12 protein-coding genes are annotated in these 14,637 nt (G+C 70.8%); 2 read left to right on the top strand and 10 right to left on the bottom strand.

Annotated elements, in window-relative coordinates; all coding sequences use genetic code 11:
* Positions 1 to 35: 35 nt before the first annotated feature.
* Both WME97_RS11610 and WME97_RS11605 read right to left on the bottom strand, forming a co-directional pair.
* Positions 36 to 1,607 carry a serine/threonine-protein kinase gene (locus WME97_RS11610; RefSeq protein ID WP_437551964.1) on the bottom strand — a complete coding sequence of 524 codons (1,572 nt, stop codon included), beginning with the start codon at positions 1,605 to 1,607 and terminating at the stop codon, positions 36 to 38.
* Between the two features lie 111 nt (positions 1,608 to 1,718).
* Positions 1,719 to 3,044, bottom strand: coding sequence for a formylglycine-generating enzyme family protein (locus WME97_RS11605; RefSeq protein ID WP_437551963.1), 1,326 nt, complete (start codon positions 3,042 to 3,044; stop codon positions 1,719 to 1,721).
* Positions 3,045 to 3,345: 301 nt separating this feature from the next.
* On the opposite strand from WME97_RS11605, the gene WME97_RS11600 reads away from it, so the two are divergent.
* Positions 3,346 to 3,918 carry a hypothetical protein gene (locus WME97_RS11600; RefSeq protein WP_437551962.1) on the top strand — a complete coding sequence of 191 codons (573 nt, stop codon included), beginning with the start codon at positions 3,346 to 3,348 and terminating at the stop codon, positions 3,916 to 3,918.
* 91 nt (positions 3,919 to 4,009) lie between these two features.
* Here WME97_RS11600 and WME97_RS11595 read toward each other — a convergent pair whose 3' ends face one another.
* From WME97_RS11595 to WME97_RS11565, 7 genes are all read right to left on the bottom strand, one after another.
* Complete coding sequence (locus WME97_RS11595) at positions 4,010 to 5,302, bottom strand: hypothetical protein (RefSeq protein ID WP_437551961.1); 1,293 nt, start codon at positions 5,300 to 5,302, stop codon at positions 4,010 to 4,012.
* A 466-nt stretch (positions 5,303 to 5,768) separates the two neighbouring features.
* Entirely contained in the window at positions 5,769 to 6,932 is a 1,164-nt protein-coding gene (locus WME97_RS11590) for an NAD(P)/FAD-dependent oxidoreductase (protein WP_437551960.1), read from the bottom strand.
* A complete protein-coding gene (locus tag WME97_RS11585; RefSeq protein ID WP_437551958.1) occupies positions 6,929 to 7,663 on the bottom strand; it encodes a methyltransferase domain-containing protein in 735 nt (244 codons plus the stop codon). Before WME97_RS11585 ends, WME97_RS11590 begins: the two co-directional genes overlap by 4 nt.
* Before the next feature lie 4 nt (positions 7,664 to 7,667).
* The gene (locus tag WME97_RS11580) at positions 7,668 to 8,783 is read right to left on the bottom strand and encodes a type III polyketide synthase (protein ID WP_437551957.1); all 1,116 of its coding nucleotides are present in this window, start codon (positions 8,781 to 8,783) and stop codon (positions 7,668 to 7,670) included.
* A 217-nt stretch (positions 8,784 to 9,000) separates the two neighbouring features.
* A complete protein-coding gene (locus WME97_RS11575) occupies positions 9,001 to 9,393 on the bottom strand; it encodes a hypothetical protein (RefSeq protein WP_437551956.1) in 393 nt (130 codons plus the stop codon).
* A 158-nt stretch (positions 9,394 to 9,551) separates the two neighbouring features.
* On the bottom strand, positions 9,552 to 10,733 hold the full coding sequence (locus WME97_RS11570) for a hypothetical protein (RefSeq protein ID WP_437551955.1): 1,182 nt from the start codon (positions 10,731 to 10,733) through the stop codon (positions 9,552 to 9,554).
* 298 nt (positions 10,734 to 11,031) lie between these two features.
* Positions 11,032 to 11,754 (bottom strand): DUF899 domain-containing protein, encoded by a 723-nt coding sequence (locus WME97_RS11565; RefSeq protein WP_437551954.1) that lies wholly within the window; start codon positions 11,752 to 11,754, stop codon positions 11,032 to 11,034.
* Positions 11,755 to 12,018: 264 nt separating this feature from the next.
* Between WME97_RS11565 and WME97_RS11560 the strand changes: the two genes are divergently transcribed.
* On the top strand, positions 12,019 to 13,494 hold the full coding sequence (locus WME97_RS11560) for a basic secretory protein-like protein (RefSeq protein WP_437551953.1): 1,476 nt from the start codon (positions 12,019 to 12,021) through the stop codon (positions 13,492 to 13,494).
* An 80-nt stretch (positions 13,495 to 13,574) separates the two neighbouring features.
* Here WME97_RS11560 and WME97_RS11555 read toward each other — a convergent pair whose 3' ends face one another.
* A complete protein-coding gene (locus tag WME97_RS11555; protein ID WP_437551952.1) occupies positions 13,575 to 14,480 on the bottom strand; it encodes a hypothetical protein in 906 nt (301 codons plus the stop codon).
* Positions 14,481 to 14,637: the final 157 nt, after the last annotated feature.

The raw sequence follows: 14,637 nt of genomic DNA, 5'->3' as shown, positions 1-14,637 counted from the left end.
GTAAGGAGACCTAGAGGTGCGGGCGGAGATGCAGGTCAATACCGCCCGTAGGGGGAAGTCGATGCCGGCTTCGACGGAGGCTGCTTCTTGTCGCTCGGAGGTGGCCTGGCTCCGGGCGGCGCCTTCGGCCGGAGCGCGGTGGGAGCGGGGGTCGTGGACGCCGGCACCACCGCCGGAGGCGGCACACGCGGCGCCGCGGCGCTCGGTGCCGCCGCCGCGGAGGGCGGCGCCGGTGCTGTGGCGCTCGACTCCTGCACGGCGGCGCTCGGGTCCGGCGCGGCAGCGCTGGATGCCGGCGTGGCGGGCGTCGGCTCTGCTGGTGCGTTCTTTTCCGGCGTCGCCCGTCCTGGCTCAGGCGCTGCCGCCTTCGCGCTCGCGGAGGCGGCGTCCGTCGCTGCCGCCGGCTCGTCCCCGCGGCCGGCGCGCAGCGCGAGCCCGGCGCCAAGCACGCCGAGCCCCAGCACGCCGAGCCCCAGCACCGTGAGCGGCCCGCGGCCGGGTCGTCGCGGTCGCGCCGGCGCGGCGGCGGACACCGCGGCGCCCGTCGACGTCCCCGCGAGCCCCAGGCCGGAGGAGCGCGCGTCAGGCTCCTGGCCCGGGCTCCTCGCCGGCGCAGGCTCGGTCGTCATCAGGGCGGCGATGGGAGGCATCGGCACGGTGGTGGCGGGGTAGACACCGGGCGAGGACGGCGCGCTCGGGAAGGTCCCCCGGTTCCCGGCCACCGGAACGCCGAGCACCTCGCCGAGGGCCTGCACCGCCTCCATGGCCCGGCCGAACCGGGCCGCCGGATCGGGCGCCGTTGCGCGGGCGAACCACGCGTCGAAGCCCGGCGGCAACACCACGCCTTGCGAGCGCGCCCGCTGCACCGCCGGCTCCTGCGGGCCGCGGGCGGCCACCATCGCGAACGCGAACACGCCGTCGGCGCTGCTCGCCTCTGGCGTCCAGTACGCGGTGCCCACGAGCAGCGTGTAGGCGATCATGGCGAGCGCAAAGATGTCCGCGGCGGCGGTGAGCTTCGTATCGCCGTGGAACTGCTCGGGAGGCATGTAGATCGGCGTGCCGATGCTGCCGGTGGCGCCGGCCCTGGTCGCGCCGTCGGCGACGAGCTTGGCGATGCCGAAATCGAGGATCTTCACGCGGACCGATCCGTCCTCCCGCTGCGTCAGGAAGAGGTTCGCGGGCTTGAGGTCGCGGTGCACGATGGACGCGGCGTGCGTGCGCTCGAGGGCCAGCGCCGTCTGGTAGAGATAGGTCATCACCTCGGCGGGCGGCAGGCGACAGGCGCGCGTGAGGCGCTCACCGAGCTCTTCGCCGCGGAGCAGCTCCATGACCAGGAACGGCATCCCGGTCGCGTCGTCGACGCCCGCGTCGAAGACGTCGACGATGTACTCGCTCTCGACCTTCGCCGTGATGCGCGCCTCGCGCTTGAAGCGCTCGCGCATCTCCTCGCTCTGGAAGAGGTGCGGGTGCATGACCTTGAGCGCCCGGTGGCGATCGGTCTCGAGGTGAACCACCTCGTGGACGGCCCCCATGCCGCCGGCGGCGATGAGTCGCACGACGCGGTAGCGGCGCGCGAAGACGGTCCCCTCCGCAAGTATGACCGACACGGCGGGAGGCTCTCGCGCCGGCCGGGCGGCGTCAAGGAGCCAGGCGGCGCGGGCGTCTCCGCCAGCGAGCCGCCATGCTCGCTGTCAAAGCAGGCGTGGAGGAGGCGATCGCTACCGCGTCTTCACGCACCGGGCCCCGACGAAGTAGTGGCGGTTGAACGGGTCCCCGATGATGCGGCTGGAAGAGAGCAGGAACGACGCTTTGTCGTAACAGCCCCCGCCCCGGACCGCCCGGGTCGAGGGGTCGGCCAAACTGGCACAATCATCGCATTGGCTGGGGTAAAGTGCGTACGAGTCCAGTACCACCTCCCACAGGTTTCCGCTCAGGTCCGCCTGCCCCCACTTCCCATCTCCCGCCGGCGACCGCGACCCGGCCGGCTGGATATCGCCGGGCGTACAATCGCCGGGCGCTGACCCGTCCCCAGTGCAGTCATAGACCGCATGGCTCGGATCGGGCGGCGTCGAGCTTGCCGGCGTCGACCACGGGTACTGCCGCTGCTCGCTCCCTCCGGCCGCCGCGTAGTTCCACTCCGCCTCCGTCGGCAGCCTGCCCCCATCCCACGCGCAGAACGCGAACGCCTCGAACCAGTTCAGGCAGTTCATCGGGAGGTGCTCGTTCCCGCCGGCCTCATCCGTCCAGGTCTGGTAGGGCGACTTGCACCCCGCGATGGCGGCCTTCAACGCCGTCGCATCTGCAGGCAGATTGCTGTCCCAGGCCGCATCCCAGGCGATCCCCTCGATGTGCGGGTGCACCCCCTCTCCCGCCACAGGACGGCTCCCGGGATACGCCTCCACGAACCTCCGGAAACGCCCCACCGTCACCTCGAACCGATCCAGCAAGAACCCGCTCACCGTCGCTGGATACGCCGGATGGTTGTCCCGGTTGAAGGTGCCACCAGGCACCGCCGCGCTCGCGCAGCAGTCCTCCTTGCCCTCTAGCCCGCACGCCATCGCCGTCCCGACACAGCTCGGCGGTGTCGTCCTGCACATCCCTCTGCTGCAAACGGGCGCTGCCTCTGGGCACGGCGCCGCGTCCTCCCACTGCCCGCGCTCATCGCACTGCTGCGGCCGGTTCCCCCAGCAGCGAACGACCTCCGGGCGGCACTCCCCGATGCACGTCCCCTCCACGCATGCCTGCCCCTCGCACTCCGTCCCGCCCGGAGTGCACTCTGCGCCGCCTCCGTCTCCCCCGCGCCCGCCGGTGCCCGCGCCGCTGCCGGTCCCGCTGCCGGTCCCGCCGCCCCCCTCCCCGCCGGTCCCGCTACCCGCGCCGCTGCCGGCTCCGCCGCCCGCCTCGCCGCCGGTCCCGCTCCCACCACTACCTCCTTCCGGCACACGATAGCTGTCCTCCAGCCCCGCCAACGTGGCACACCCGCCCGCCGTGAGCGCCCACGCCGCCCACAGCCATCTCGCGCGCTCGCTCTTCCTCTTCTCCATATCTTCCCCTAAGCCGCCGCCCGGCCGCTGTCCACCGCCGCGCGGGCTCGGCTTTGCGCTGCTCCGCGAGCCGGCCTGCATGCGCTTCGCAGCGTGCGTGCTCCCGGGAGCCCGCCGGAGATGCCGCCGGCGCAGCTCCTTGGCCGCCTCTCGAGGGCGGCCCCCCCCGCCGCGGTCGGCCGTAGCGCTGCTCCGCGGCCGCTCGCTCGTATCGAGCGAACCGAGGGCCGAGACGATACCCGCCGAGCAACTCCGGAGACACCGCGCGTCGGCGTGGTATTTATCAGCGGAGGAGGCTCAAATGTTTCGAACAGCACAGCTCGTCATCGCACTTTCCCTCGTGCTTGTCGGCTGCGGCTCGAGCGGCGTCAGCTCGGACGAGGACGCCCGGCGCGCCTATGAGGGGCTTGATGACTCGATTGACAAGGCGATCACGCTCGGCTTTCAAGGCTTCAACGCCGCCACGAGCGCGAACGTCGCGCCGCAGACGGCGAATGGCGCGAAAACGGGCACGATCACCATCAGCGGGCAGGTCGATCAGGGCGCCTCGACCAACAAGACAATGAACCTCATCGAGGAGCTCAAAGACTACTCCGATGACGGCGAGATCACCTACAACACGAGCGAAACGCTGCCTGTGCTCTCGATGAAGCTCAGCAAGGTCCCGACCGGTACGCTCGAAGGGAGCCTCAACGGTCGCTTCACGATGGCGGGCGCTCTCGAGGGCGACCTCACCCTCTCGCTCACCTTCACGGGTGAGCTGCAGCCGTCGCCCGTCGATGAGACCGAGGTCGAGCGAAAGCCGGGGACGACGCACATCACGGGCACCGCCACGAGCGGCGACGGTAACTACAACGTCGACCTGACGCGGTAGGTCAGCAGCTCCGGGGCAGCACCTCGCCCGAGGCAGGGCGACAGCCCTCAGCCGCGCGGGGCCCATCGGCGCCGAGGCGGTTGTGGCCTGGTCATGAGCGAATGCGCGGCCTGGCGCACACGACCCTCGGCGGCAGGTCAGGAAGGTCGGGCGCCAGCAGCTCGGCGATGCGGATCCCGTCGGATGCCGTCGCAGGGAGGATCACGACGCCCCGGACCCGCGCGCGCGTGGGGTGGTAACGCAGGCCGCGAGGCTCGTCGGGGCCGCTCCAGACCTCGGATGTCTTGCCGCCCGCGGTCCCCTCGACCTCGACGAGCGGCAAGCCTTCGGTCTCGGTGTGCTTGCGGAGCGCGCTCTGCAGCGCCGGCGTGAGTGATCTGCCGAGGTACACGACGGGCGACGTGCACGCGCTCGTGGCCGGACCCGGGGGCCAGTCGCCGACGGCCGGCGGATCGCGCTCGCGCCCTTCCGGATCGTGCCACCATGGAATCTGCACCTCGCCGAGCGTCAGGGGGACCTCGACGGGCGCGTTCGAGTAAACCTCGAAGCGAGAGGGCGACCGCGTCTCTCCCGCCGACGCATTGATCCAGAGCCGCTCGCCGGACGCTGCGACGCGCACCGGCCAGGCGCCGCCCGGCAGCGGCACGGCGCTCCACGCTCCTCCCCGCGGGCGGTGAAGCAGCTCCGGCCTGCGGCGAGGCGGCGCGGCGTCCGCCACCTCTCTTGTCACGACGAGCCACTGCGTCCCGTCGGCGGTGCCCGCGCAGGACGCGATGCGTCCTTCCGGGAGATCCTGCTCTTCCCAGCGACCGTCGCCCCACCGGAACAGCGCGTCGTGGGTGCACAGGTACGCCTCACCCGCCTCCGTGCCTGCGAGCTGCACGAGGCTCCACGGCGACTCGTCGTCGAGCGGAAGCGACAGCGGCACCGCCGGCCCGCGCCCCGGACCGAGCAAGAACGCCGCCCTGTCGTCGACGCTGGGGTCGCTTATCACCAGGAGCTGCCCAGCCGTCACCGCCGCCGCTTCATGGCGCTCCCAGCGCTGCGCGACGTTCCCCAGCCGGGGATCCGTCGGCGGACCGCCGGCGGCATTCGCGGCGGCGCGCGACCAGCGAGCGCCGTTCCATGTGAAGAAATGGCGCGGCATCTCCCAGGACCGACCCGCGGCCGAGAGCCCTGCCTGGACGTCCAGGATGGCACCGCGGGGAAGCGCGTCGGCTGTCGGCGTCGGCGGATCGGGCGGCAGCCGGAGGTCGGCGTCAGTTCTATACCGGGCGTCCCCGCGCAGGTTCCACCAGTTGATGTATTCCGGCAGGCCGGCGAGCCAGGCGGGATCCTGGCGCGCCTCGCGCCCACGAACGATGGCGATCAGCGAGCGATCCAACAGCACCGCTCCTCCGGGGAACGGCGCCACCTCCACCTGGCCGACGGTGGATGTGAGGACCAGCGACAGCCGAGGCGGCCGCGGGCCCGTCTCGCCGTGTGCGACAGGCGTCCGCGCATCGGGAGCGGCGAGGGGCGGGCGCGCCGCCGGCGCCGCACCGGCAGCGCGGAGCGCGCTCCGCGGCGGGTCGCGAGGTCCAGGCGGCGCAGCGCACGCGGCGAGCGCGAGCGCGGTGAGCGCGGCCCGGCACAGGCGCGCCGGCGACCGCGCCGAGGGAGCGTGGCTGGATGATGAAGGACGTCGCGGAAGCAGCATGTCCGAAGCGGAGGATAGCCGACCCGGCGGTCGTCCGTGAGGGCGCAGCACCGGCGCAGAACGGCCGTCGCTCGCTCGTGGACGGCCTCCAGCACCTCGCGCAGGGCGCTTTACGAGCTTGTCCTCGAGCGCCGAGATCCGGCGTCTGGTGCTAGCGTGTCGCGCAGAGCGGCCCGAGCCCGCCCTGCAACGCGGCGACCGGCAGCCCTCCGCGCACGAGCGCCGCCTCGGACACGCGCGTGCGCCCGGCCACGGCCGCCATGAGGCCCGGGCAAAGGCGCGCCGCCGCGCCGAGCGCCGCCTGGCCGGGCCGCCGCACGAGGCCGTGAGAGAGGCCGGTCGCGAGCAGCACCTGCGCGAGCACGTCGCGCGAGAGCCGGCGCTGGAACGCCTCCGCGCTCGCCCCTTCGAGGTACGCCGTGGTCGCGAGCCGCGCGCTGTGCAGCGCGATCGACATGCCGTCTCCAGAGAAGGAGGGGATGACCGCCGCCTGATCGCCGAGGCGCCAACTCCCGTCCGCGCGGCGCTGGACATGGCCGTACGGGATCGCCGAGAGCGCGAGCGGCCGCTCCCGGCACGGCTCCGCGCCCGCGAGCCGCGCGTCGAGGTGCGGCGACCCCTCGCGCATCGCGCAAAGGAGGCGGTCCCAGCGCTGCCCGAGCGCGGCGAAGCGGCTCTTGCGGACGAGGAGACAGAGATTCGCCCGCCCCCCCTCGACCGGCTGCAGACCGGCATAACCGCCTTCGAACAGCACGAGCTCCACGTGCCTGTCGAGCTCCGCCGCCTGCCGCGGCGACAGCCGCCAGTGCAGCTTGAAGGCGACGAGATCGTCCTGCAGCCCGGAAGGCCGCCTCAGGCCCCGGACGTCGTGCTTGCCGGTCGCGAGGAACGCGGCGCGCGCCTCGATGGCGCTGCCGTCCTCGAGCCGCGCGCCCCAGCCCGCGCCCGCCCGCGTGAGCGCCTGGACCCGGACGCCCCGCCGGATCGACGCGCCCGCCGCCGCGGCGCGCGCGAGCAGCGCCTCGTCGAGCACGCGGCGCGACAGGCTGAGCGCGGGGAACGGCAGCGCGGCGGCCGCGACCCGATCGCGCTCGACCAGGCGCACAGCCTCGATAGGCACCGCGCCGAGCGCCCGCAGATCGAGCCCGAACGAGGCAAGGTAGAGCGCGGCCTCGCGCGACAGGAACTCGCCGCAGACCTTGTCCACCGGGCCGGCCTCGCGCTCGATCAGCGCGACCTCGCGCCCCGCCTGCGAGAGGAGCAGCGCGACCGCCGCCCCGGCCAGGCCTCCTCCGACGACGACAGCGTCGTTCACGGGATCTTGAGCCTCCCGACGGTGAGCCGGAACGGCATCCACCATCGAACCTCGACGGCGCGCGGATCGAGCCCGGCCTCGGCGAGGAGACGCCGCCAGTCGCTCGCCGAGAATGCGCGGGCGATCGACACCGGCCCATCGTGCTGCACGAAGCGGTGCCAGCCCGCGAGGCGCGAGAGGTGGCGGAAGACGTGATACGGCAGCGGGTGGCGGTGCAGATCGTTGACGAACCAGCCGAGCCGCGCCTTCGCCTCCATCCAGGCGAGGAAACGGACGACCCCCGGATCGGGGAGATGATGCGTGAAGAGCGAGCTCAACACGACATCGATGCCGCCGGGCGGCTCGTACGCGAAGGCGTCGGCGGTGACCCAGGTGATCGGCCGGCCCGGCGGAGTCGCCTCGGAGGCCGACCGCCGCGACCACGGGTTGAGGTCGACGCCGGTGAGCGAGACGGCGATGCCGCGCTCTCTGGCCCACGCGTCGATCCGCCGCAGCATGTCGCCGTGGCCGCTGCCGACGTCGATCACCTCCAGCGGCCGGTTCTCGGGCAGGCCGCGCAGGCCGCGCGCGACGAGGCGCTCGAGGAACGCGAACGTCGGCCGGTAAGCGAGCGTCAGCCGGTTGACCTGCGCCAGATCGACGAGGCAAGCGCGGAATTCCTCGAAGCCCACGGCCTGGGTATCCATCAGCTCGTCGAGCGTGGATCGACGCGAGAAGTCGAGGGCGCTCATCGGTCTAGGCCGTATGGAACAGCATGGTCTCGGCGGTCAAACCTGGACCGAACGACATGGCGCATCCGCGCATGCCCGGTTGCGCGTGAGCGACGATCGACTGGAGCACGAACATGAGGGTCGCCGAGGACATGTTGCCGAAGCGCGCGAGCACGTCGCGCGACGCCGCGAGCGCGACCGGCCCGAGCTCGAGCGCGTGCTCGACCGCGTCGAGCACCGACCGCCCGCCGGGGTGCACCGCCCAGAGGTCGATCTCGCCTGGCGCGGCGCCGTCGAGGATCGCGCCCGCGGCGGCCTTGAGCCCCCGGTCGATCGCGCCCGGCACGCGGCCGGACAGGAACATCTCGAAGCCGAGGTCGCGGATGTTCCACGTGATGAGCTCGCGCGTCCCGGGCACCACGACGGCGTGGAGCCGGTCGAGCGCGAGCCCTGTCGGCTCGGCGCTGACCACGGCCGCGGCGCAGCCGTCGCCGAACAGGAGGAACGACAGCATCTGATCCATGGCGATGGCCTCCTGCAGGTGCAGCGTGCACAGCTCGACGTTCACCACGAGCACGCGCGCCTCGGGCGCCGACCGCACGATATGCCGCGCGAGCTTCAGCGCGTTGATCGCCGCATAACACCCCATGAAGCCGATCATCGTGCGCTCGACCGATGGATCGAGGCCGAAGCGCTCGACGAGCTCGAGGTCGATGCCCGGCGCGGAAAAGCCGGTGCACGACGTCACGATGACATGGGTGATCCGGCGCGCCGTGCTCCCGAGGTCGAGGCCGGAGACGGCCTGCGCGGCGAGCTCCGGCGCGTGCTGCTCGTACAAACGCATGCGGTCCGCGGTCGTCGGGAAGCTGCCGCGCAGGTAGAACCGCCCCGCGTCGATCGAGGCGCCGCCCACCTCGACGCTCGGGGCCAGCACGGAGAACCGGTGTGAAATCTGCGCCTTGTCCGCCATCCGCCCGAACAGCACGCGGCTGCGCTCGTCGCTGAACAGCGTGCTCGCGAAGCGGACAAAAGAGGAGTGCACGTCATGCGGCGGCACGGCCGTGGCAATGCGGTTGATGTAGGCGGTTGCCGGCGACCGTCCCTTTGCGGCCGAGCCTCGGCCGGCATCATCGCCTTGCACCAGGCCTCCTCGTGAGTCGTTAAAATTGGTCACGCTCGCAAGGAGCAGGCATCGAGTATGCCACCTGCGGTGTTGCGCTGCCGACCGACGGAGGGGGAACGTGGCGTCCGCAACGTCGACCCTGCGTGGCCGACGGAGACGTCGGCCGCTGTCATGGCGGCGCCGTCGTGAGCCCGTCTGCCGCCGTTCACGACGCCATGGTGCGCCCCGCTGCCTGTCAGCTCCCGAAGGCCGCGAACCGCCCCGTCCGCGCCTGGATCACCTCGTCGAGCCAGCGCAGCAGACCCGCCAGCGGCGGCTGCTCCTGCGCCTCCCGGTGCCATCGTTGGATCTCGCGGCGCCCGGAAGGCGTCTCGATGTCGAAATCAACCTGCGTCTCCCCGGGGACGCCCATTCGCTTCGACGCCGCGTCGACCGTCGCGGCAGAGGCCAGCAATCCGTCGAGCGCCGCCAGCTCCGACTCCGACAGGGGCTCCGGTCCCCGGTGGATCTCCTCCCCGAGCGCCTGGCCCGCGAGCGTCACGCTCCCCCCGGCGTCGACGCTCACCACCCACGCGCCGAACCGCCCGTTCGGGCCGTACGCCGCGCCGCCTCGGAAGACCATCCTCATGACGAGCATTGTGCCCCGTCGAGCCGAAGCTGAACAGCGTGGAGTCGACGGCGTCCCGGCGCCCCACGGCCAGTACCGGAGAGCACGTCGGCCTGATGGATCCGAGTCATGCGTCCGCTCTCCGGGAGGCGGCCGCGGGACGGCCGCCTCCCGGCAGGTCAGCAGGCGTGGAACAGGTTCGCGAAGTAGGTCTGCGTGAACTGCGTGTCCACGAGAGACCCGCTCGCGTTGAAGCACCGGACACCGACGTCGAGCAGGTCCGGATCCGAGGCGGGAGTGCTCCAGCCGGTCACGTTGCAGTATTCGGGACCCGTGCCGTACGCGGTGGCCAGGGCCGCCCCGCTCGGGACCGCCGTGCCGCTGCCCATCTCCGGATATTTGATCAAATAGCGCCCGGTCGAGAGCCGCTGCGCGGTGAGGACCTCCGTGATGTCGTTGCACTCGGACGTGATGCGGTGGTGCTGGAACGTGAGCGAGGGCGTGTAGCTCGCCGCGGTCGGGTCGTGCGCCCACACGAAGCCGCCGCTCTCGGTCGCCGCGTCACGCACGTCGCGGATGTACCTGAGCGAGAAGCGCGAGTCCGCCGGCGCGCCGCCCGGACCGAAGCAGCGCACCTCGACGTCCGTGTCCGTCCCCACCCGCTGCCATTCCGCCGTCTTGCAGTACTCGGCCCCGGTCCCATACGCCGTCACGAGCATGGATCCGCCGTCCGACGCCTGCCCGGCGAGCGTGACGATGTAGCGGCCCGTGCGGGTCCGGTTGACGGTCGACGGCGCGCCCCACTGATACGTCGGCGAGGGGGTGAACACATCGGTGCTGGGCCGGTCTACCCACACATAGGCTCCGTCGCTTGAGACCGCCGTGCCCCCCGCGAAGCGAGCATACGAGACGATGAAGGGAGAGTTCGCCGCCTGGCCAGCCGCCGTGTGGCAACGGATGTTGACCTGGAGCGCCGCCCCGGCGGTCCCCCACGAGGCCACCTTGCACCGCTGGCCGTCTCCCCCCGCCGCGTTCACCTGGACGTTGCCGCCGCTTCCGCTCAGGCCATCGAACGTGGCCGTGTACACCCCGACGCCGGAGCTCACGACACGCGTCGCGCCCCCGGACGAGTTGAACGATCGCACCGGGACGAGCCCGGATCCGTTGTAGAAAGCCCAGCCGGCGGCGTCGCCCGAGCGCAGCGCTTCTTCGCTCGCATCAACGCTCTCGTCCGCGCGATCTTCCACCATGGGCTCCTCCGCCGGCGCGGCGGCGCACGCCGGCACGGCCGCCGCGAGGAGCAGCGCGAGAACGGACCGGGGACCACGGCGGAGCGACTCGATCTTGAGATTCGTCTTCATGTGTTTCTCCATGGCTGCCATCGCGGCCTTCTCTGGCCGCACGACCCGAGGGCGGAGCTCCGCTGTCCAGACGACAGCTGCTCTGCCCTCCTCTACGTCGGGCGCCGTCCCCACCATGAGCAACGGGTGTACCAGCGCGATCGGGCCGAAAAGCCTGGGCATCGCGCCAGCCGTGGAGCGCCGTTGCGCGCGCGGCTGCGCAACTGCGCGGGCGCTCGCTCAATCCGCGCTCGACGTGCTCTATGTCGTTGCTCTCCCCGCCGCCCTGGCTGCCTGCAGCTACGTCGAGATCCCCCGCTCAGGCGCTCTTCGGATACTCGTCATGGTACCGCACCCACGACATGCTGGCCGGAGCGCGCTGCCCGGCTTCGCCACGGCCGTTCGGCACCAGGTCGAGCAACTGGTACGTCGTGTTCGCGACCTCGATGCCTCGCCCGAAAGTCGAGTACGTGTGGAACACGGTGCCGTCAGCGTCCTTGTAGAAGACGCTGAACCCCGGCATGTCGGGCGGACTGCCCGGTGGCAGGGTCGCGAAATTGTAGACGGCCTGGCCCGCTTCGCGCTCGTCGTCCCGGGACGAGGCCTGGAAGTCGTAGTTGAAGTCGCTCTGACCCGAGGAGACCCACTTGAACGTCCAGCCCAGGCGCCGCTTGAACGCGTCCAGCTTGGCCAGCGGCGCCCGCGAAACCGCGAGCAACGTCACATCCCGGGCCTCGAGGTGCTGCACGGCGGCGCCCCAGTTGTCCGCCCAGAACGAGCAACTCTTGCAGCCCGCCTCCCACGTCGGCGCGAACATGAAGTGATAGACGATCAGCTGCGAGCGCGGGCCGAACAGCTCGGCGAGCGACTCCGTGCCGTTGGGGCCATCGAAGAGATAACTCTTCTCGACCCGAACCCAGGGCAGCGCGCGCCGAGCCGCAGCGAGCTCATCCTGCGCCCGCTTCAAAGCCTTCTCCTGATCGAGCAGCGCCTTGCGTCTCTCGATCCAGGCGGTGCGGTTCGTGATTTCGTGCTGAGCCATGGGTGCCTTCCTTTCGCCGAGCCTCGGGCTCGCTCAGAACGTACGCTTCGCCGCAGCGCCGCGGGAGTAACAAAGCTGTCGCGATTCGCGATGCGCGCAATGTGAAGTAATGTAAAGGGCGCTTGAATCAATGAACCCCGGCAGCATTGATGAGCTGGCGGGAGCCTATCGCGATGGATCCCGTCCTGGCGTGCTCGCGGCGAGCGCATGAATTCGACGATTCGCTCGCGCGGGTATGCCCTCTAGACGCGCACAACGAGGAATATGACATCATCGATTCATCACAGTACACGCAAGCTGCTGCGCCGAGCGAGTCTGCTGCTGACGTGCTGGGCGCTGAGCGCCTGCGCCGTCGCCGGGGAGCCTCATGAAGAGGCCCCGGTCGAGACAGCCGAGCTCGCGCTGACGCAGCAGGACTCGGTCTTCGGGTTCGAGAACGTGGCCGACTGGACGGCGTCGGACGGGATCCTAGAATCCTCGACGCACCACACGGAGGGCGCGGCCGCGCTCGGGCTGCGCGACTTCTCGTACGCGGAGCTGACCTCCTCGGCGCTCTCCACCCTCTCGGGCGTCACGGACGAGCTCGCGCTCGACATCCGGGTCCCCGTGAGCTCGGTCTGGGGTCAGGTGCACATGTACGTGAGCAGCCCGACGCTCGGCTTGAACAGGGCCTGGGTGGGCCTGGCCTCGCTGGAGAACGTGCCGTCAAACACGTGGAGCACGCTCTCGTTTGCGGTGCCGGCTCACCTCGAGAGCGCGTTTCAGCAGCAAGTTTCGGATCTCCGGTTCACGCTGGCGCTGAACGTGCCGTACTCCAGCACGGCCACCGTGCTCGACAACCTCCGCTTCGAGGGGGGCACGCCAACGCCGGCTTGCGGCGACGGCAGCCCCTACACGCTCGACGTCACCACCGTCCCGGACTTCGATGACGTCATCCTCGAGGACATGATTTGCACGTTCTACACCGTGTACCCGCAGCTCGCGCAGCGCTTCAACCCGGCCGCGGCCACCACGGTGGGGCTGCACATCACCGACCAGCCCGGCATCGCCTGGGCGAGCGGCACCAACACGTTCTATAACAGGCAGTTCATGCTCGACAACCCGCTGGGCGCGGACGTGGTCGTGCACGAGACGATGCACGTCGTCCAGCTCGGGTACTGGGGCGAGGTCCCCGGCTGGATCATCGAGGGGGGCGCCGACTATGTGCGTGACGCCTACGGCCTCAAGAACGAGGAGGCCGGCTGGTCCATCCCGAGCGGCTGGACGTACGGGTCGCATTACCTCTTCGGCTACGGTGACGCGGCCGCCTTCTTCAAATGGATGGACGCGACGCACCGCGTGGGCCTGCCGCCAGTGGTCGACGCGCTCGACGACATCCTGCGTCAAGGGGCGTACTCGAGCGAGACGTGGGTCGACTTGACGGGCTACGATCTGGAGACTCTGTGGCAACAGTACTCGAACTACAACGCCCCGCCGCCTGCCACCTCGGGCATCACCGTGTACGAGCACGACGGCTTCGGCGGCAGGGCTGTCGTGCTCGACCGCGGGCAGTACGACGTTCTCGACATGCGCGCCCGCGCGATCGCAAACGACTGGATCTCCTCGATCCAGGTGCCCCCCGGCTACACGGTCACGGCGTACTACGACGCGGGGTACACCGGCACCTCGGTGCAGTATACCTCCGATGCGCCGACCCTGGGCGCCATGAACGACAAGATCTCCGCCATCGTCGTCGAGTGATGGCTTCGGGCCTTATCGCCGAAGCGCTCGCCTGAGGCTCCCCCCAGAGAAGGGCGAGGGCGCGTCAGAACGCCTCCGCCTCATTCGGTGGCGCAGTCGGGCGCCGAGCTCGGGTCGGCCACCCACGCCGCGAGGCGCGCGGTCCCGGCGTCGCCCCACGCATCGTGCGCGAGCTGATTGAGCCGGCACCACTCATGACGCGTCTGCTGGATGGCGAGCGACTTCGCCGCGAGGTGCTGCTCGACGCGATCGGTCAAGGAGGTCTTGTCCTTGCTGAGCTCGTCGTGGGTCATCGCCACCGGGGGCGGACAGTAGTCGCCTGGCTCGTAGTCGACCGTGCCCGAGACAAGGCCATGGGCGGTCGTCCGCCGCTGGCGGAAGGTCACGATCGCGTACTCCGGGTACGGCGCATCGTCGTCGCGAGTCACCGCCGCCCCCCTCGGCTGTCGGCCCTGCACGACGATGAAGCCCGTCGACGGCACCGCGGAGTACGGCGCGAGCGCGGGGAACGCCGTGAGCGACTGGTCCACGAGGACGTCGCCGCCGAGCTCGACCCAGTTCGTGTGTGCGTAGAAGTCCTGCACCGCGTGAAGCGAACGGGAGAACGCCAGCAATGCCAGCGCATCGCCACTTAGCTGCGCGATGCCCGGGCCCAGCGCCGCCACCGCCTCGGCTTGCTTCTCGGCGATGAAGGCGGCTCCTCCGCTGAAGTTGCAGTCATCGAAGTGCGCAGCATTGCTGAAGTGGAACTCGGCGTCCGTCGACACATTGCCGATCTTCAGCGCGCTGATCACCGCAGGCTTCAGGAACGACAGCGCGGTGCTGGTGATCTCTTCGTGGTTCGGCTCACCCGGCGCCGTTGAAAACGCGTCGCGGCTCTCCTGGAGCGCCTCTTCTGTCCCAGGCTCGCCGGCGCAGCCGAGCGTCAGCGAGAACCCCATGACTCCCACGATGAACGCAGCGTGCTGATGTATGTCTTGCAGCATGCCTTGTATGACTGCAAAGCGCGGTCCAGGCGTGCGGGCTGAGCGTTCATTGAGAGACACGCGGAAGGAGCTTGCGTGAACGCGCTCGCGCCCGATGAGCGCACCTCATCGCCTGTCATTCCCTTCCACGCGCGAACCGCACGCGTGCCTCACTGCG

This window comes from Sorangium sp. So ce367 (assembly GCF_051520455.1).
Lineage (GTDB): Bacteria > Myxococcota_A > Polyangia > Polyangiales > Polyangiaceae > Sorangium > Sorangium cellulosum_B.
Note: the sequence above shows the minus strand (reverse complement) of the source record. Positions and strands in the feature narration are given on the sequence as shown.